10 protein-coding genes and 2 pseudogenes are annotated in these 19,517 nt (G+C 42.8%); 6 read left to right on the forward strand and 6 right to left on the reverse strand.

Translation table 11 applies throughout. From position 1 onward, the window contains the following. Positions 1-295 precede the first annotated feature (295 nt). Positions 296-553, reverse strand: a pseudogene (locus PUQ00_RS04055) (alpha/beta hydrolase); the annotation flags it as partial. Between the two features lie 123 nt (positions 554-676). Between PUQ00_RS04055 and PUQ00_RS04060 the strand changes: the two are divergent. The 6 genes from PUQ00_RS04060 to PUQ00_RS04085 all read left to right on the forward strand — a co-directional run bounded on the left by PUQ00_RS04060 (position 677) and on the right by PUQ00_RS04085 (position 8,122). Further along, positions 677-988 carry a BMC domain-containing protein gene (locus PUQ00_RS04060; RefSeq protein ID WP_300413426.1) on the forward strand — a complete coding sequence of 104 codons (312 nt, stop codon included), beginning with the start codon at positions 677-679 and terminating at the stop codon, positions 986-988. A gap of 85 nt (positions 989-1,073) precedes the next feature. Continuing rightward, a complete protein-coding gene (locus tag PUQ00_RS04065; protein ID WP_300413428.1) occupies positions 1,074-1,424 on the forward strand; it encodes a carbon dioxide-concentrating mechanism protein CcmK in 351 nt (116 codons plus the stop codon). Between the two features lie 1,766 nt (positions 1,425-3,190). Then, positions 3,191-4,378, forward strand: coding sequence for a HetZ-related protein 2 (locus PUQ00_RS04070; protein ID WP_300413430.1), 1,188 nt, complete (start codon positions 3,191-3,193; stop codon positions 4,376-4,378). A gap of 280 nt (positions 4,379-4,658) precedes the next feature. Beyond that, complete coding sequence (locus PUQ00_RS04075; RefSeq protein ID WP_300413432.1) at positions 4,659-5,909, forward strand: pilus assembly protein PilB; 1,251 nt, start codon at positions 4,659-4,661, stop codon at positions 5,907-5,909. 206 nt (positions 5,910-6,115) lie between these two features. Next, positions 6,116-6,799: a Crp/Fnr family transcriptional regulator gene (locus PUQ00_RS04080; RefSeq protein WP_300413434.1), complete on the forward strand. Its 684-nt coding sequence runs from the start codon at positions 6,116-6,118 to the stop codon at positions 6,797-6,799. A gap of 234 nt (positions 6,800-7,033) precedes the next feature. Next, the gene (locus tag PUQ00_RS04085) at positions 7,034-8,122 is read left to right on the forward strand and encodes a hypothetical protein (RefSeq protein ID WP_300413436.1); all 1,089 of its coding nucleotides are present in this window, start codon (positions 7,034-7,036) and stop codon (positions 8,120-8,122) included. Positions 8,123-8,402: 280 nt separating this feature from the next. Here PUQ00_RS04085 and bcsA read toward each other — a convergent pair. From bcsA to PUQ00_RS04110, 5 genes and pseudogenes are all read right to left on the reverse strand, one after another. Further along, positions 8,403-11,061, reverse strand: a pseudogene (bcsA, locus tag PUQ00_RS04090) (UDP-forming cellulose synthase catalytic subunit). A 55-nt stretch (positions 11,062-11,116) separates the two neighbouring features. After that, positions 11,117-13,456, reverse strand: a complete 2,340-nt coding sequence (locus tag PUQ00_RS04095; RefSeq protein ID WP_300413438.1) for a cellulose biosynthesis cyclic di-GMP-binding regulatory protein BcsB — start codon at positions 13,454-13,456, stop codon at positions 11,117-11,119. A 359-nt stretch (positions 13,457-13,815) separates the two neighbouring features. Beyond that, entirely contained in the window at positions 13,816-15,081 is a 1,266-nt protein-coding gene (locus PUQ00_RS04100; protein ID WP_300413440.1) for a glycosyl hydrolase family 8, read from the reverse strand. Between the two features lie 79 nt (positions 15,082-15,160). Beyond that, on the reverse strand, positions 15,161-17,518 hold the full coding sequence (locus PUQ00_RS04105; RefSeq protein ID WP_300413442.1) for a tetratricopeptide repeat protein: 2,358 nt from the start codon (positions 17,516-17,518) through the stop codon (positions 15,161-15,163). Then, a complete protein-coding gene (locus tag PUQ00_RS04110) occupies positions 17,515-19,371 on the reverse strand; it encodes a carbohydrate porin (RefSeq protein WP_300413444.1) in 1,857 nt (618 codons plus the stop codon). The genes PUQ00_RS04105 and PUQ00_RS04110 overlap by 4 nt, the downstream gene beginning before the upstream one ends. Positions 19,372-19,517 lie beyond the last annotated feature (146 nt).

The following is a 19,517-nucleotide window of genomic DNA, read 5'->3' on the forward strand; positions in this document are numbered from 1 at the left end:
AGAGTTCCCTAAAATTCTATGAAAGTAACACTATTAAAAAGAAAAATAGTAGCTCTGACAGAAGCCATTAGCAATAGATGAAAAACTTTACAATTCAGCCTTACATAAAAATTATTAATAGTTGTGCTACCTTGATACGTTCTCCCCAAGTACACCCAAGAAGTTGCAATAGATGCATCAGATTTCTTGGGTTTAAACTACAATTATCGAAAGTTTAAAATATTAGGACTTACGCAAAACTACACGCTGTAAGGGCAATTCATGAATTGCCCCTACCTAAAAATCAGGGTTTCAGCTATTGTTTGCCTAAGTCCTGAATATGCTGCGCGGTGATTTGTAGTTGTTCCAGGTGTGGGAGATGACCACAATTTTGAATCCAGACGAGAGTACTGTGTGGAATTGTCCTTTTAAATCTCATGCCATCCTTAGTACCCAAAATTTTATCGGAATCGCCCCATAAGATTAGCGTTAGGTGCACAATTTGTGATAGTATTTCAAATCTAAAAGCACTGTAACGACCACTTTTAGTGAAAGCAATCAGAGCTTGATGCCAAACTCTCCACTCCCCACTCCCCCAAAAATTATGGTATCAAAGAAAGTTTTCCAAAATGTCAAAATTGGGACTAAAGCCACGTACAATTGAAGTCGCATATCCCTTAATCCAGGAGCTAATGCCATGCCAATGGCGGTTGGCGTAATTGAAACTTTAGGTTTTCCTAGTGTCTTAGCAGCAGCAGATGCAATGGTCAAAGCTGCCGCAGTCACAATTGTCTATTATGGTCAAGCGGAAAGTGCTCGCTTGTTAGTCGCCGTCCGGGGACACGTTTCTGAAGTAAATAGAGCTGTTGAAGCCGGAATTGCAGCTGGAGAGGAAGTCAAGGTTGGTACAGTAATTACCTACTACATCGTTCCTAATCCCCCGGAAAATGTGGAAACCATATTACCAATCCATTTCACAGAAGAATCAGAACCTTTCCGCATGTTCTAAGCAATTTTGCGATCAGAATCTGTAGTGAAACTTCGTACAATTAACTTGTAGCCCCCATATCGTTTATTCATACAGGAGATTAATAATGTCATTACAGGCAGTTGGAGCACTTGAAACGAAGGGTTTTCCTGCGGTGCTAGCAGCAGCAGATGCTATGTTAAAAGCTGGTCGAGTCACCCTCGTTGGTTATATCAGAGTAGGTAGTGCTCGCTTTACAGTTAATATTCGTGGCGATGTTTCTGAAGTGAAAGCTGCTATGGCTGCTGGTATTGAAGCCGCAGAAAATGTTTATGGCGGTACTCTAGAATCTTGGGTGATTATTGCTCGTCCCCATGAAAACGTTGAAGCTGTTCTACCAATTGGTTACACAGCAGAAGTCCAACAGTATCGAGAATCTGTAGAAAATCCCGTTGTTAGATCATCGAACGGTCGATAGAGTCAACCCCCTGCGGGGGAATTCAAAATTTCAAAGGAAGAATCCTCATAAATGAATTTAAAGAGAAGTCTCTTGTAAGACTTCTGACCATTAAAACTATTGAGGGTTGCATTCTTTCTGTTTTTAGATTTTGCATAAGTTAAATTTTGAAGCAGACGCAAAGCAACAGTCAAAGTCAATAGTCAAAATCAATATTGACTGTTGACTATTCATTTTTAGGAATGTAAAAGTTTTAAGAAAAACTTGCTAATGATTAGAGGCGCAGTCGTGGGTGAAGCTAGTTTAAAAAGGATAAATTTGCCTATTAATCCCAACTATCCAGAATAGCATAAGCGTAGCCCGCACTTCTCTACGAGAAGCTGCGCGTAGCTTGCTTAAGAGTAGGGGTACGACAAAGACTCAGTGACCATCGTAGACATCGCCATGTGGCATACTGGGGCTGATTCTACACTGTAGCAATAGTATTTATCTAAGAATCTATTTAAACCAATTCGCAATTCGCAATTCGCAATTACGTTTTGTGACGGGGATTTTAATTAGGCGTTCAATTCCTGTTGCCACAAGAGGCAGGGGAATTAAACTGAACATACTTTGTTAAATCTCATATGCAGTGTAATGAATTCTCTATCCCCCAATGACTGCGAACAAAGTTGGCAAACGTTTGAGCATTTTATTCAAGACTACGATTATAATTTCGATAAACGGGGATATTTAATTTTCTGAAAGCCCTATATAGTTGTGCTATTGTTGTAGTGTTAGCGTATTTCACTCTTTTTGAGGCTCGTCAATATTTAGATGCGTTTGCCCTGAAGCCAGATTCCGTTCTCTTTAGATTTTATTTACGAATCAGCTTTTAGTTTCAATCATTTTTGCTCCTTTCCTCAGTATTTTCTCACAACTCATTTAGGATTGCTATAGATGTGAGGCTTGAACTTAGTTGATGATGAGTTTTTATATGAAGTTTATCTGAAAAATATATTAGTTTTATAGATTTTCTATACATAAAATTCAAACTATTATCGTTTATAGAAAAGCAAAAAACCAGAAAAACAAGAAGCTTGAGATTCAATGATTTTTTTGGTTCTTCCTCAAATGGGAGTAGAATCAGGGTGAACACATTATGTCAATAACACTCGTATATTATCAATAGACTTGCAGCTAATCTCATTAACGCTTGTTTATTGTTCAAGATTTAAGCGTAGGCGTAGCCCGTCGTAGCGAAAAGTCGGAGCGGTGGCTTCCGCCGATCTGAACTTTTCAAGACAGACATCGCTTTGAGTGTTAGAAACTAAACCAAACGAGAAATGCTTATTTTTTCGTTGGTTCTTAATGTTGGTTGTGATCAAGAGTGATTTAGATGCGTTTGCCCTGGTATTTTACTACGTAAGGGGTTGTAGAGGGTTGAAACTTATACTGGTGAAATAACGTCTAGTATTGAGTTAAATTAAATTCGTTCCTCGATTCGGTTACAAAATGTCAGATTTTCTCAATCTATCTCGTGCAAAGCTGTCTCTTAACCATTCTAAGCAGATTTATGTTCTCAGTTAAAAAACACAACTTTACAAAAAGTTTAAATAAATAGAATTGACCTAAACGCTTCATAGGCATGGGTTTAGGGCATTTTGAAATTGAAAAGAAAACATCAATATAGAAATTTCTGCATAATTTCAGTGAATTAAGACGTAATAAAAGTGGAATCACTGAACTATTTTCATGAGACTCATGAAATCCGGGGCAACTGCCAGTTAAACAATTAGGTGGGACGAATGGGGGTTGTGATGCAAACTTCAAAATTGAGTTTCGAGGAACGCAATCTCACTATGACAAGGGATGTGGAACAACTAGCTCTAGATTGGCAAAAGCGCTTGGTTGCGGAATGTCCAGACCAAAATGAAGCCGCGAAGCAAAGTATTATTCTCTGGCTATTTGGATCTGACTCAAAACGGTTTGATCTGTCTAACCCGAAGGAATTTGATATTGCCAAGCAAGCGATGGAATATCGCTGGAGAATTTTATCTCAACGCTACTTGGGGCTAGGGCGAGAACGTGCTTATCGCAACTTGATAACGCGATTGGGGAGTTTAGTGACATTACGGAATAAGATTCAGACTTGGGTTTCCCTCAGCCGCGATCGCCAGCGCAGTGTAATCGATGTGTTACAAGAAGTACTCCAAGAATTACTACAAAGCGATAGCCACATGCAACAGCAAATGGCTGATATTGCTAAATATACAAGTGATAGACGATTAAGGGATGCTCTGCTATTTGCCAGTGTAGAAGAATATTCTCTGCGGCCAGTACGCAATCAACCACTATTAGCTTACCGATTTGTGAATTACTTGCGTCGGACTCAGCGCGGTGGCTTAACCCAAGTGCCAGGACGTGACTTGATTAGACTGGTGTCGGAAGAGGTTCTCACAGACGACAGTGATAATCGAGTTAACTTAGTGGATAGTCAGGCGATCGCAGAATATCAAGAAGCACAACAACTAGAGGAACAACAAGCACTGCGCCAGTCAGTACAAAAAGAATTTGAAAATTATTTACAAGAAAATCTCGGGGCAGAGGCAGTAGAATGGCTACGACTGTATCTGCAAGGTAAGTCCCAGGAAGATATTGCCCAGAGAATGAATAAGCAGACTAAGGAAGTATACCGTCTGCGAGAAAAAATTAGTTACCATGCTGTGCGTGTTTTTGCCCTCAAAGGTAAACCAGAACTCGTAGACGGTTGGCTCTCAATTTCCTTGCAAGAACATAACTTGGGGTTAACGCCAAACCAATGGCAGCAACTTGATGAAAAATTGACTCCTCTGGGGCGGCAAATTCTAGATTTGCGGAAAGCAGGTAACTCAATAGAAGCAATAGCCGAACACTTAAAACTCAAAACCCATCAAGTGCTAGGCGAATGGACAAAAGTCTATCTTGCAGCCCAAGCTTTAAGAACTCAGGAGTAAGTTATGAAGCATCTAGTTGATTTACTGAGGTCGTGGGGAAGAGTAGGAGATGGAGAAGACAGGTGAGTAGGGGAATATAGCAAGTTCCTCCCCTCTGCCTCTTCATCTCCTCATCCCGAACTCAGTATTATCACTAAACTACAATCCAAAATTGATCATTTACTTACGTCTATTTATATAGATAATTTAATTTTTAATAATTTAACAAAGGATCTTGATTAGATGTTTACTAAATTAGAGGAAAGATAGTATAAAAGCAAACACAAAGTAAATCAAACCTATGTTGTCTTCAAAAGGCAAACTAACAGATACCGCAGTAAGTAGTAAGCAAGTGCTAATTGCTACACAAAGTTACTGGGATCGAGTAGACATTCCTAAGCAAATATTCCAGCTGATTGATAGTCTTTTGTCTTTTGAAGCTTGCCTCTATCACCAGATTGTGCCTTTGGAATTAGAAGACAACAACCTCTTGCTAGGTATGGTTCATCTACAAGACCGCAACGCACTAGATTACGTTAGTCGCATCTTGTCTTATATCAATTGCACAACGGTAACTGAGACGATCGCAGCCGACGCTTACCGCAGAATACTCTCAGCCTACCTCAACTATAAGAATACATCTCAGCTAGATGCCAAACAAGTGCATCAGTCAAGAAAGGACTTTCCCCCAACAAATAGTGCAGCTACCATTACTGACAAACCTATTCCCTCCCTAGATCCAGAATCGGAATCAAATCAGCAACCAATATTGATGCTGTTTCAGACACAAAAGCGTCAACATTCTTGGCAGCGCGTAGACTTGCCTCCTATTCCAGAGCTAGATAAATTATCTCAAACTACGACGTTCTTAACCCCTATTTCCAGAGGTCAAGAGGGAGAGACTTCCAAAGCAGCAGCACCAAACAATTTACCTATTTTGTCTACACAAGTTCCCGAACTATTTAGTCCTATTGAGGTGCTACCAACACTACCACCCAAGAAATTACTAGAAGAATTGCTAGGGCGAATTCTGGCTGGGGGAATTGGTCGGCTGTATTTAGAAAGACAAGCTTATGAAGGCAGGATATTATGGAGTGACAATGGAGTCTTGCAGTCTGTATTAGACAAATTACCGCTCTCTGTTTTCCAAGGAGTACTGAATGAATTAAAGCGCTTTGCTTCTCTGCCTGTCACCACGGTTACAGAACCAAAACAGGTAGAGAAGGAATACGTATATCAAAAAAATCACTTGTTATTACGCTTGCGAGTCATGCCAGGAATCTACGGCGAAGAGGCAACACTCCAAGTGTTGCGGGGAGCAGCATTAAAGTTCTATCAACAACAACAGTTGGCGCATTTGAGCCGCGATGCCTTCGGAATTTCTCAGCAACTAAGCTTCAAGCTGGATGAACTACAAGAACGGTTTTTACTGAATTCCAGCCTTGACTCTCAGCAATCAGAGGCTTTGGTTGCCCTGAATCAATTAGTGAAAAATTTAGACCAACAGATCAAAATACTAGCACTGGAAAGCAATCTACCAACAACCAGCTAATCATCAATCTGTCAGTGAAACCCCTGATTTCGATCGCATACATAATTGTTATGTTTTAATGGAACCTCAGACCGATCAACCTTAGAGGTTTATCTCAAATAAATACAAATTTCGTGATCGTATTCTGAGTAAGATTACGGTTTAAACAAACTTAATAGTAGCAAAGTTAATTTCCCGCTTTTGAATCCATCTCTTGCAAATATTTCATGCTAACTGAGGTTTTTAGTGAACTTTTCCCCTTAATGAGTACAGCCACCCCCCAGACTTTGGAATGGCTACTCAACGTTGCAATTGAACATGAATACCCATCTGGGCGAGCTGTTGTGATGGAAGATGCTTGGGGGAACGCCGTTTACTTCGTTGTCTCTGGTTGGGTCAAAGTCCGACGTACCGTCGGTGAAGATTCAGTAGCTCTGGCAATTTTTGGGCGTGGCGATTTTTTTGGAGAAATGGCAATTTTGGATGAATCTCCACGTTCAACCGATGTCATTGCCCTTTCACCGGTGAAGTTGCTTAGTATCTCCAGAGAGCGTTTTATACAAATATTGTTTAAAGACCCGCAGTTACATCACCGGATGTTGCAATTAATGGTGCGGCGATTGCGGCAAATTAACCTGCGCTTGCAAATGCGGTCTTCACCACCAGCAGTCAAACTCGCCCATACCCTAGTGACTTTAGGGGAAAGTTATGGTCAGGAATCAAATTTGGGGAAGGAAATTTTTAACATTCCCTTCAAAGATTTAGCAGAGGTGACAGAAATTGGCGTTGAAGAAACCACCAAAATTATGGAAAAGCTGCATGAGAAAGGGTGGATCAAAATTGACAGCGCCAACAACATCATTTATCTTGTGAACTTCAAACAGTTGATCAACTTAGCTGGCAAACTGTGATTCGGGTATAAGTATCATCGGAACAGAAAACTGAGTTAAGGTTAAAAGCATTATTAGATAAGGATTATACTGATAACGAAGGTCATTGACTAATAGACTTATCCACAAATAAACCTCAAAATAGCTGAAACCCTTACATAGCTGGCTTTTTAGCTTATATAAAACAGGAACCTCTAAAACCCTCTCCAGAGCTAGGTTTCAGCCAAATAAAGTTCTCATTTCCGGATAAGTCTAATGCTGATCATCGAGTCACTAGTCAACGATAAAATAAGGGTTTCAGCTTCTGAAAATACTTGTATTACTCATGTAATATCTCTTAAGCCGTTTTCGCGCGAATGCTACTCATACCGCGGAATACTAAAAATTAAATTCCTTCCAACCATGAATCAACCAGAGTTATTAGAATTAGCAAAACAGGGCGATCCACAAGCAATTGCTACGCTTATAAATAAACAATTAAACCCTAAAGGCATTTTGGCAAAAGCTAATATTATAAAAGGGTGTCTACAAATCATTTTTGAGGCAACAGAAGTACCTCCGCAACAAGTAATTTTTAATTACATTTACAACGCTATAAATAAATTAAAACCACAATCTATAAATAAAGTAATAATTTATGGTAAGCAAACTGGTAATGATTTTCCAGTTTGGCAGCAAGAATTTGACTTTTTGAATACTCAATCTTTAAATAAACAGCCAAAAGCTTTGTCTGCCGAAGCAACAAAGCCAAGAGTATCTAAGGATTTTGAGTGTTATGGGGATGCAACAATTCTGGCTCTTAAAAATGACGGTGTACTTATAAAAAGATTAGGTAAACTCTTTTCCTCTCATACCAAAGGAGAGCGCTTCATTGCCTACAGAAATATTCTTAACATTCAATTTCACAATTCTGGCTCTCTTTCGTATGGCTTTATTTATTTTCAAATAGCAGGCTCCTCTGGAAACCTAAAATACTTGGAAGCTGCATCTAATCATGATACGGTAATTTTTTTTCATGATAAATTTAGCGAGTTTGATAAAGCAAGATTTTTGATTTTAGAAAAAATTAATTTACCAGGGACACAAGCATACACAGAGACTCAACCTGTTGTTCACCAAACCCACGTAGTCGTCCAGCCTGTTATACAACACGAAATACCAATTAGCTGCCCCAAATGTGGTTCTACCCAAATCACTTCAAACAAAAAAGGCTTCAACGTTGGTCATGCTCTGGTTGGAGGTTTAGTAACTGGCGGGGTCGGGCTTGTTGCTGGTTTGTGGGGAAGTAATGAAATACGCCTCAATTGTTTAAGATGCGGAAATCGCTGGAAACCAAAAATGTAAAACAGTTTTAGATTGTTTTCTCTGCGCCGATGATTGCCACTGCCCGATACCATCCCAGCAGATGTTAATTTCTGTGCTCTCGTAATCGGGAAAGATTTTCATGAGGTTGAAACTCCAAAAAATGGGGGTCACTCAGCTACAGATTTTCTGACTCACTTCCAGCTATGAACTTTATCCCAAGAGGATTTAAAATCCTCTTGAGCGTATTCGGGGAGCTTGGAACAGCAGAGAGCTAGTCCTTTCTGCCCCCTGCTATCTTAATTAATCTTCCTAATGGGACTTAAACAAAAATTAAGGTGTTTTGGCTTAAATTGACACCAATGTTATTACAGAACCTGCAACAGTTGTTTAATTTTGGTGTCTTGGCGTTCCTTGAATTTTTCTGGAAAAATTAACTCGATCGCAATCTTGCCATTTGCTTGTTCTTCTACTGCATAAATTTCGGCAACAAATCGGTTAGATGAGAAATTCTCGGCATCCTGATTTAACAGTAAACCAACCAGTGGTTTAACAGTTCGCATCGTATGCAAGTCCTGTTGTCCGATCATTTTGTGAGAAGACACGGCTTTTTTATCCTCTATTTCCAAGCGCAAACCCGTTGTTCCTAGTTCTGTGGCTACTCCAAAGAAGAAGTTACCATCCCAGTAGAGTTGACTATTGGTGTTTACCTGCTTGCGTACCTTTTTACGGCTAGTTTGGTTGAGGTCACGCAAGGCCCGAGTCAGACTCGTGGCTAGAAATCCCAGAGAAGCTAGGGGCTGGTCTACGTACTGGGCTTTCTGAGAATACCACTCCCGGACATCAGAATATAAAACTAGAGTTAAAGCATCGCGTTGGGCATTGTTGAGTTTCACAAAATCAACACCCAAAAGCGTTTCTGTGTCATTTATCGGAGAGAGTCGGACAATCTGCGCCGTTAAAGAGGCGCTAGCAGTATAATCTCCCATCACCTCAACTTCTACTTCATCCAGTAAATTGGGCCAGGTTTCCAAAGAAATTAAGGCGCCAGTTTCGGAAATATTCACGGTTTTGCCCATGATTGTTTGACCGTTATTGGTAATTAAAATGGGCAGACGACGCTGTAAACGGTGGGCAGTACGTACTTGCGGTTGTTCAAAGCCAACCAGCAAAGCAGCTGAGAGCAAAACTAGATTAAAAATAGACCACATGGTGTTGACTAAGACCGCCTGCCAATCTTCAGGACGTAGCAGCAGCCAATAGGGAACAGCCAGTAAGGAAGAGACTACAAATGCTGTCACCACCAAAAGACCACGCATTGATTCCCAATCAAAGATGCGTTTGCTAATAGATGTCCCCTTATCGGTAACGTTAAATGAACCTAGTTTGGGGTTAAACAGCGCCAACATCGTCACCCACCCAGCCTGGAAAGCCATCGCAAATTCAAAAATTTCGTTCCAGAAGGAGAAGCGGACGTTTTTGTAAATGATGTAGTTAGTAAAAAGGGAAAGGAGAATATGGGGTAGGGCATAAGCTAGAGTTTCTAAACCCAAACCTTGAACAGAGTTAACGCCAAATAATAAAAATAGCGGCGGTGCGATCGCATATGTTAGTCGAGGATAGCCATACAAAAAGTGCGAAGTCGCGCTAAAGTAACAAATCCTCTGGGCAAATGTCAGGTTCAGCTTCCGATTAAAAACGGGGTTTTCCAATCGCAGAATCTGCGCCATCCCCCTTGCCCAGCGAACTTGTTGCCCCACATAAGAAGAAAACGTTTCTGGTGCTAAACCAGCCACCATAATTTTGTCATAGTAGACAGACTTGTAACCCAGCGAATGCAATCGCAAGGCAGTATGACAATCTTCTGTCACTGTTTCCACCGCAATTCCCCCAACTTCTAAAGCGTGGGATTTACGGATTAATGCTGCCGAACCGCAGAAAAAGGCAGCATTCCAAAAATCGTTACCCTTTTGCAGCACCTTATAAAACAGTTCATTGCCTGCGGGGATTCTACCTTTTGTGACCAAATTACGCTCGAAGGGATCGGGGTTATAGAACCAGTGGGGAGTTTGGACAAAGGATACTTTGGGATCGAAGAAAAAACCCATTGTATGCAGGAGAATTTGCCGCGATGGAATGTGGTCACAGTCCAAAATCAACACTAAATCGCCGTCGGTTTTCTCAAAGGCGGTATTGATATTACCAGCTTTAGCGTGGTCATTACTGTCCCGCGTCATGTGTATACAGCCGAGTTCTTCGCACATTTGCCGTAGCTGTTCCCGTCTGGCGCTAAACTGTTCTCGGCGGGGGTCGTTTTCTTTATACTTTTCTGGACGACCATCATCAAGAACATAAACCTTTTTTTTATCGGCAGCATAATCACAAGCCAAGGCTGCCACGGCAGTCTTACGAACAATCTCCACGTCTTCGTTGTAAGTGGGGATGTAAATATCGACTTTGAACCATTCGTGTTGAGGAATAGTTGTGAGATTAACTGGTTGGCGTTCTTGAATTTTCAGAGTTTGAAAGTATGCCAGTACCAAGGTGAGGATGGCATAGAGTTCGGCGAGGAACAACAATACACAAGCGATGCTGTTGAGCCAACCATCAAAGTTGAGGGTATAACTGGTGCGGTAGAATAAATAACGCAGCGTTGTGATCATACTCAGCCACAGCAGAAACAAGTGGTAATACTGGCTGATTTCTGGAGAGGACTCTTGAAACTCTGCGTGGATCACCAGTTGACCGAGTAGCACCAGAAATACTGCTACCAATCCTTGCTGCCAAACTTCTATCGGGGTAATAATCAGTGGGACTGAGAGCACCAATAGCAGTAGGATAAGCCACTTAAACTGTTTCACACCCACCCTTTGGAGAGTGCGGTCAAAAAATCGGGGGGTAATATCAATCAGCCAATGGCTCAATTTTAAGCGCTGGCGATCGCGTGATTTTTGGGGCAATGTGTCGGGGGAAGAAGACATTTTGATCTCAATTTTGAAATTTAAATTTAAGTTAGCGATACCTGACGGAAAGTCTCTACTTTTTGTCAGCAGTTAGCCGTTTGAGATACAACTGAACAATCCCGTAAAGAATTAGAGAAATACTCAAAATACCTACAGGTAGCAACAGCCAATTTTCTTGTAAAAAGCGTGATGCTTTACTGAGGGGAGTGGTATTTTCCCAGCGACGACTATTCGGGGCGCTTTGGAAAAACTGTAGTTGATAGGCATCAGCATCGTAAGTAACTGAGTCTTTTTGATCGCTACTAATTAGCACCGTATCCTTTTTGAGTTGGAAGAACCACGAGTCTTGATTAAGGACTTGCCGCACTCGCTCTAAACCAGTTTCGGTTTGAGATGTTAAAGCTAGAACGACGCGATCGCTATTCCAAGGAGAGATAATTTGCTTAATCATCCCTTGTGTGTCCTGCGGGGTCTGAATCGCAGCATAGGCAGAGGAGCGGGAAAATGCTTGATTCAAGTTAAAGCCACTGGAATTAAACACTTCCGGGAAAGGAAACTCCTCCCGCGTTCCAATTCCTACCAAATGGTCATTTTTGCGGACTTTTGTTGGTAAAGCATCCGGTGTATAAACTTCTAGTTTGACTGTATCGGCTTGACTGAGCCTGCCTAAGCGTTCGCTAAAAGCTAACAAGGTCAAAATATCTGTCTTCGAGGGGATTTGGGGCACGACAATCGCCGTCTGGGACAAATCCTGTGGTGCAGCAAAGGGAAAACCAAATTTCAGCAGGTTCAAGTCTGGTAATTGTGTAGATATCTCCCGCTTCAGATCGAAGCTAGTATCAGAATGCACCGTACCTGTTAATTGTTGATCTGGTGGCTGAAGACAGTTCTGTTTATCAAACGGTTCTCTGGGACTCATCCGAAAGAAAACTTGCAGTTTTGAGTTAGGTTTGATCAAGTTTTCCGGCAAATTGACTTTGAGGTTTTTGCGAGTTTCTCCCGACTCAGAATCAAGACGTACTCCACCGATGAAAACTCCATCCAGTAAAACTTCGAGCGCAGAAGTTCGAGGATTAAGCTGCGGCCCATAGCTGTAGATCAAATTCATCGAACTACCCCGGAGAAATCTATCATCCGGCAAAGCGCGAAAATCGACTTCGATTGGTGGTGCTGCCATTCCACGTACAGTGACATCATTAAACGGCTCACCATTTACCTGGGTTTTGATGTCGCTGAGTTTAAAAGAATTTTGCTCTGGCAAATAACGAGGCCATTGGCGCAGTCCTAGTGTCGAGCTTTCTTTGAGGGTATTGACAAAAACTACCTGACCAGTCCCCATTTTCCGTAAGTCTGGCTGTGATAAAAATTGGATAGCCTTTTCCACAGCTTTTGTGCTGTTGCCAGTGGCAATTAAAACCGGAACCCCGCTCTTTTCAGTTTTAGTGATCATCAACACCCCTGTTTCATCAGGTACGGGGTTGTTATCACGATCCAGAATTTGATTGCTGACGACTTTCAGGGGCAAATTCTTCCAAGTATTTAGGGCTGGTTGCTCGGTGGGAGTGCCAATGATCACCAAGCGATCGCTTGCCTTCACATTTACCACATTAGACACCAAACTCGTCTGAATCGGGCGAAAATCTGCGATTCTCCCCAATCCTGCTTGTAAACGAGCTGCTGCTGTCAGCCAGGATTGATCAACTTGACTCGGTTGCAAGTAAGCAATTTGGTTAGTTTCTAAGCCGAGTTCGTCAAAGAAAGGATAAGGATAGCGGCTAAAATTTAGGGGAATCGACTGCTGTTCATAGTTTAAGATTAATTTGGAATCTGGCAGAATCTCTGTCCACAAGTCGGGACTACTGGGGTCGCTACATTCGAGAGTGTTATTCTGCTGTGCCACCAATACGAGTTCGTTGTAGTCTTGAACCAGCTTTGGTGGAATATTGAACAGTACTTGACCTACTTGGGAATCTTTGCGATTGAGCGGTACGCTACCAACACTGGTGCCATTGACTAGCACGGTCAGGTTGGAGCGATTGGCATACAGTGCTGGTGAGTGTTGAAAGCGGATTAAGGCTTGTATTTTACCCCGATCTAGTTTCCAGCCACGGGGACGGGTAAAAGCAAGACGACCTTCTGAGTAAACCCCGCGCAAGCGCATCCGGTTGCCCACAATCGGACTACGATTAAATTCTAGGATGTAAGTTGCCAGTTTTTTAGCGCTAGCAGTTTCTAAGTCTGCTTTAGTACTATTTTCTGATGTCGTTGCTTGAGCTAATAAGGTTACTTGCTGTCGTAGTTCCCCTTTGGTTTGAGCTTGGGCGCTCAATAATGAACTAGGGAACAAAAAAAAGCAAGAAGTAACAATAATTGCTTTTTTACTAATTTGGGAAAGGTGAAACAACTGCTTCATGGTAGAGCGTAATTTTAGTGTTAATTTACTCAGGGTTTTTACGTAAAAACTACAACTAATTCGGTGCTTTTAGAACTTAAAAATCAATCCGGTTTAGTTAAGGTTTAACTCTTTGTCAAAGTCAATTTTTTCAACGAACCGCAAAGGAGAGGCAGCGCGGTCTTGGGGGTCTCCCCCATGAGCGACTGCCGTCGCAAAGGACGCAAAGGAAGAAATGCTTAACTGAAGTGTGTTGACTTAAAAATCATCTCCTCGTATTTTCTAAAGGAAATCAATCGGAGTCAGTCTGCTGGGAATAAAAGGCAAATACTCAATCATGAGTTTGGGAAGCCCGTACTCTAATTCAGCATCGGAGGATGTCATTTGCCGATAAGCAGTCGCTGGGGTATTGTCTTTGGAGGTAGCAATCCTAACCAAGCCAAATTCTGGGTATAATAAGCCGACTGATCTCCCCAAACTCCTTGCTTGTATTGAGGCAGTATTTTTTTCACAAGCAGTTCTTGAGCAGTTACTGGTTCCACCAATTGCATAGCGGCATATAACATAGCGTATTGGGATGTAGCTTCGTAATTCACTAATGCTTTCCCTTGGAGATCAATGCGTGCTGGTAGACTCGATTGTTTAGTCCACAGTTTTCGCAGGTGCTGAGTGGATGTCACTAGATAGCGCTGCGCTTGGGGTGAATTAAACCAGGCAGCATCCAACGACAAACGCCACCAGACTCGATAGGCATCAAAGCCATACAAACTCTTCAGGGTGCTAGATGCTGGTAGGGTTTGGCATTGTCCTGTTTTGGTATTTAGAGCTACCCAGTCACTGGGTAAACCCACGCTAGAAAGCTTTGCTGAATTTTCTAGCACTTGATAGCTGCTGTCTACCAAACTCAACCAATCATGTTGGGGATCAACTTGTGCAAAGATGCGAAAAGCATAGGGAGCAAAATAAGAGGGATTGAGGTAAAAGGTAGATGCATTCGGGACAAATGCAGTTGTAGACCCTGGTAACAGGTAGCGCTTACCTTGGGCTTCTGAGATGGTGGACAGGTTCCATAAATCTTGCAATTTAAGTTTTGCTAGTTCCAAGTATTCGGGTCGATTCCAACGGCGTGATCCTAAAATCAGGGCAGTAATCGCATCTATATCTGCATCGCTGGCAAAGTTGGTATCGATGATACCCCAGTTACCATCTTCCTTTCGTCCCCATTTCCAAGCCCACAAACTATCTGTGCGTTTACCGTCCGCTTGGCGCTGGAGGTTATTTTCCGACCAGTGTAAGGTTAGGGCAAAAGTTGCCGGATCATTAATCAGTACTGCTCGTAGTAAAGCATAAGCTTGACCTTCACTAGTTGAGCGATCGCTTGCTTCATAATCAATCACCCGCCCATCTGACTGAATAAATCTTTGGCGGTAGCTGTCCCAGCTTTGGGCTAGTAATTCCCGGTTAGGGGTGGATTCAGGAAGATCAGCGAAAAATCTAGTCAGATTTTGACTACTACCTTCAGTGGGGAGGTTTGCCACCGGAGTTAGGTTATCCGATGTTTTGGGTTTTGCTGCCGAGTAACTAGAGATACAGGCAGATAAACCAATCAGGCTGGCAATAGCTGCCACTCTTGGGAAGTGCCACATCCTAAGAACAGTTTGATTTATAAAACATTAGCCGAGTAGTTGTTGAAAATTAACTTTCATAAAGAAATTTAAGCGATCGCTAATTCCCGTTTCGACGTTGATAGTCTTCCCAAGGGGGTTGAAATCCTCGTCGTTGCAGAAAGTCTGTTTGGATTTGCTGTATTTGCCGAGATGTATCAATATCAATTCCTCCTTCGGCGGCGGCTTCTAGTTGCAATTTTTCTAGCTGCGCCAGCGCCGTCAAAGGCTGATCTAAAATCGCATTCAATCCAGCGAGGGCGTGGCGTGCGCCTTTGTCTTCTGGTTTTTGTGCCAACACTTGAGCATAAATCTCCTGTGCCGATTCAAAGCGGCGCTGTTCAAAGCGAATTCCGCCCAAAGCCGCTAGGGCATCGATGTTATCCGGTTGTTGTGCCAAAATATTCTCATAAGTACTGCTAGCCAAATTAAAATCACCTACAGATCGAGCCAACTCTGCCTGCAACTGGTATGAGTCAGAATTCTTGGGAATGCGAGCAATCAACTGCTTCATCCGCGCTTGTGCTTGGGCTGGATTACGTTTTGCAATCACCTGTAATAGGCGCAGTTGTAATGGTATGGAACTAGGGTCAGCTTCTAGCAGGTAACTATATAAAGCTTCTCTTTGCGGATCTGTAGGCAGCGTTCCTAGCAAACTGTATAGTTCTGGAGGAGTATTGGTTGCAGGTTGTGTAGCTAACCAATTGTTTAAAACTGCCTCTGCTTCTGGTTGGGAGATCCGCTTGGCTTGATAGGCGATACTAGCACGCCCTAGTTGAATCGATAAATTTTGAGGATTACGAGCTATTAGCTGGTCATAAACTGTTACAGCCTCATCAAAACGCTTTTGTTGCAGTCGCACTCCAGCCAGTCCGCCCAAAGCAGCATCAATAATATCGCTACTATTTGGCTTGCTAGCAAGCACAGCTTGGTAACGCTGGGCACTAGCTTCGAGACTACCCTCACGACGCTCAATTTCTGCTGCTAGTAACTGGGGTGCGAGGTCTTTAGTACCTGCGGGGGTAGCTGTGTAAGCTACCAAGGCTTGCCTTGCGCCATTCAAGTCTTGGCGTTGCACATACATTTGCGCCACCCGGAAATTCAAAAATGGTGCGTTGACCCCTGTTTGCAAAATATTTTGGTATATAGGTAAAAATTCTGGATCTGGAGCATCAATGTTGACTAAGGCATTAGCTAGCTGTTGTAACTGCACGTGATCGCTCGGCAGTGATTGGATTGCAGTCGTCAAACGCTGTTTCAAGTCATTTTTACCGAGTAAACCTAGCTGATTTTCCAAAGCTAATTGCTGCACTAACAAACTTTGATCGTTGGGAAATTCTAATGCTACCCGTCGATACAGTTGCAGTGCTGTTTGCCGTCCTTCGGGGAACCCAGTAAAGACATCAGCGACTTCGCGCAGCAATTTCGGAGAAGGGTTGGGATCAGTTTGGAGGGCTTGACCATAGAGATTGAAAACTTGCTGGGTGAGGGTGGGGTTATTGGTGTACTTGCGAATTTCATTGAGCGATCGCGCTAAGGGCAAAATCGCATCTGGTCTTCCCTGTAATACATCTAAGACCGCCAATGCTTGGGCTTGTTGTTGATTGACAAGGTATGCCACAGCTAGTTCTTTGCGAGTTTCAATTGCTATCGGGTCAAGGCTCTTGGAGCGCTGCAACTGCGCTTCTAACACCTGTACTGCCCCCGTCGGATTGCCTGTTTCTCGTAAGGTGTGACCGTAGGCTACTGCTGCATACCCTGTAATCGCTTTGCCATTAGAGCGGTAGCGGTTAAACAACTCCAGTGCTTTCGGGAAATCCCCACTGTAACTATAAGTTTGAGCTGCACCAAGGACTGCATCCGGCGTCGGGTTGTTGTTCAACGCGATTTGGTAGTCTGCTAAGGACTCGCTTAATTGTCCTTGATAGGAGTAGAGTCTAGCCCGGTAATTGCGAGCTTCTGAGTCATTGGGATTCAACTCTAATAAAGTTGTCAGAGCCTCAATTCCTTTTAAATTCCACTCAGGACGATAAGTAGCTAATAGACCAACCGTTTTTAAAGCTAGTTGGTTGTTGGAGTCTACCGCCAGTACTTGTTGATAAGCATTCCAAGCTTCGGGAATACGTCCGGCTTTGCGAAAAGCGATCGCTAATCCTAACCTAACTGGCGAAGATTGCGGTTGACTTTTGAGGGCTTGCTGAAAGGCTGCGATCGCATCATTAATTAAGCCCTTTTTTAAGAATGCAAAACCCTTTTGTGCCGATGCAGGTATGTTCTGCCCTTGAGCAGGGGCAATGCTGCCCAAAGGCGGCACAGTTACTAAATAAGTAAAAAGCAAAAATGAACAAGTAAAAAGAGAACAATATTTAATTCTTTTAGCTTTTACTTTTTGGCTTTTATGTATGTTGTTTTGACTCATTGACTAATTCCCCGTCTTGGAGTCACATCAAATTCTGATTTCACCCTGATACCGAAGACTGTATCGGAGAAATTATCACGTTCCTGAACCGAAAAGCCTAGCCGCAGATTATCAAGAAACTTAAAATCATAATACACTTCCAATACATCTGGACGGTCTCCACGACGCAGACTCTCGTTAGAGAGAGGGCGTCCATAAGCTATACCTAATCGGTCATCTGGGGTAAACGTATCTAATAAACTGGCTCCCAAGACGTAAGTATTTGCACCCTCTCCTAAAGTACTATTTTCGTAGTGACCATAGCGCCCAAACAAACCTAATTTCAGATTGGGAATAAAGACTTCGGCGTTGAGGCCATATGATTCTTCGCGATCGTCTTTCTGAGGGCCAAATTGATTGTTACCTCTGGGAATGCTGTAGCTTTCAAGGAAGCTATCACCAACACCAGCATCGCGATCGCTGGCATAAGTACCACGAATAATCGCATTGCCGTAACGGATGCCAATTTCTCCGGCAAATCCATCTAAGGAAAAGTCACCGATTTTGTTCGCTGATGAAAAGACAGCAGCTTTCGCTTCAATATTGTCGGTGACACTCCAATTGACTAATAAACTAGTGCGTGAACTAATCCCCGTCGCCGCCAGTGCTGGGTTAGTTTGAAACACCGGATTAAAGAATTGACTTGCCCCATCTTTAGCAAAGCTGTTGCGATCAAAGTAAGATGTTAAATCTATTTGACCGATCACAAACCGTAGATTAGGCACTCCTGGCAGAGAAGTCGCCAAATAAAGCTCGTTGACGTTTAAACCGTCGTTTCGAGAGTCATCCAATTTGCTACCTTGGCTGGTTAAATCCAAAGTTGCCCCAACCAAAGTTTGGGGAGAAAGTGGATAGAATCCCGTCAGTCTCGCCCGTGCTGTGGTGTCACCGTCTTGGTTGATATAAACTCCTTGGAATTGTAAAGAGGGTTCTCTTAAACTATTGCTAGTAAGCTGAGGGCGTTGTTGAGTAGTTACTGATTGCGTAACTGGTAGTACTGTGATTGGAGTGGGAGTAGTACTAGGGACTGATGGTTTTGTCTGTGGACTGAGTAATTGTTGATTAAAAGTTGGTGCTGGTGGTGCAGTCAATTCTGGCGTTGCAGGCAAGTTGGGAAGTGGCGGCAAGGGAGCTGCTTGAGAACTGAGTACTTGATTAAAAGTTGGTGCTGGTGCACTTGATTTTGGCGTTGCAGACGAGTTAGCCAGTGGTGGCGAGGGAGCTGCTTGAGAACTGAGTACTTGATTAAAAGTTGGTGCTGCTGGTGCAGTGAATTCTTGGGTTGCAGATGAGTTGTCTAGTGGTGGCAGTGGGGCTACTACTGAGCTAATTGGCGGCTCCAAGGCGTTCATCTGTCCCTGGAATCCTAAATTAAGGTCAGAAGTGTCCCCACCTGCTGTCACTCTTGGTGCAACAGAACTGCGTGGTACTGGCGGGGCTTTTCCAGTCACCTGCTGTTGAATGAAGACACTCTCCAGTTGTTGGAGATCGTTGGCTGGTTTCTGCTGTACAAATTTTGGATTGGCGATCGGTGCAGCTGCTACACCAGTCGTCGCGGGTAAAGCAGGCAATGTTTGCGATCTTGACTGCGATTGACGGTTATTCACAAGCAATTGAGGCACTGGTAGCGGTTCTGCTAAACCCAATTGGTAGTCGCTAGTTTGTAGCTGAGATGGGTTGACTTGAGCTGAAGACTTTTCGCTCACTGTCAGTACCCAGCAAATCGAAACGGCGACAGTGCAAAGCAGTGGATAAACCTTGTGGTACTGGCTTGGAAAAGTAAATTTATAACAATCGAGTACTGTTTGCCTCATCAGCCTAGTTGAGTAACAACTACATATTTAGGTTATTCAATGTCGCAACTTTAGCAAACCTAATGAGTATTAGCCACTAGATTACATAAACTTTGCAATTTTCAATTAATTAGATTAAGAGTCATAAAACTTGTTATTTATAAGAA

The organism is Nostoc sp. S13 (assembly GCF_029379315.1).
Classification (GTDB): Bacteria; Cyanobacteriota; Cyanobacteriia; order Cyanobacteriales; family Nostocaceae; genus Nostoc.

What these genes read in the sequence shown, in the direction of transcription:
- PUQ00_RS04060 (WP_300413426.1), top strand. Translation starts at nt 677, where the DNA reads ATGCCAATGGCGGTTGGCGTAATTGAAACTTTAGGTTTTCCTAGTGTC.
- PUQ00_RS04065 (WP_300413428.1), top strand. Translation starts at nt 1,074, where the DNA reads ATGTCATTACAGGCAGTTGGAGCACTTGAAACGAAGGGTTTTCCTGCG.
- PUQ00_RS04070 (WP_300413430.1), top strand. Translation starts at nt 3,191, where the DNA reads ATGGGGGTTGTGATGCAAACTTCAAAATTGAGTTTCGAGGAACGCAAT.
- PUQ00_RS04075 (WP_300413432.1), top strand. Translation starts at nt 4,659, where the DNA reads ATGTTGTCTTCAAAAGGCAAACTAACAGATACCGCAGTAAGTAGTAAG.
- PUQ00_RS04080 (WP_300413434.1), top strand. Translation starts at nt 6,116, where the DNA reads ATGCTAACTGAGGTTTTTAGTGAACTTTTCCCCTTAATGAGTACAGCC.
- PUQ00_RS04085 (WP_300413436.1), top strand. Translation starts at nt 7,034, where the DNA reads ATGCTGATCATCGAGTCACTAGTCAACGATAAAATAAGGGTTTCAGCT.
- PUQ00_RS04095 (WP_300413438.1), bottom strand. Translation starts at nt 13,456, where the DNA reads ATGAAGCAGTTGTTTCACCTTTCCCAAATTAGTAAAAAAGCAATTATT.
- PUQ00_RS04100 (WP_300413440.1), bottom strand. Translation starts at nt 15,081, where the DNA reads ATGTGGCACTTCCCAAGAGTGGCAGCTATTGCCAGCCTGATTGGTTTA.
- PUQ00_RS04105 (WP_300413442.1), bottom strand. Translation starts at nt 17,518, where the DNA reads ATGAGTCAAAACAACATACATAAAAGCCAAAAAGTAAAAGCTAAAAGA.
- PUQ00_RS04110 (WP_300413444.1), bottom strand. Translation starts at nt 19,371, where the DNA reads ATGAGGCAAACAGTACTCGATTGTTATAAATTTACTTTTCCAAGCCAG.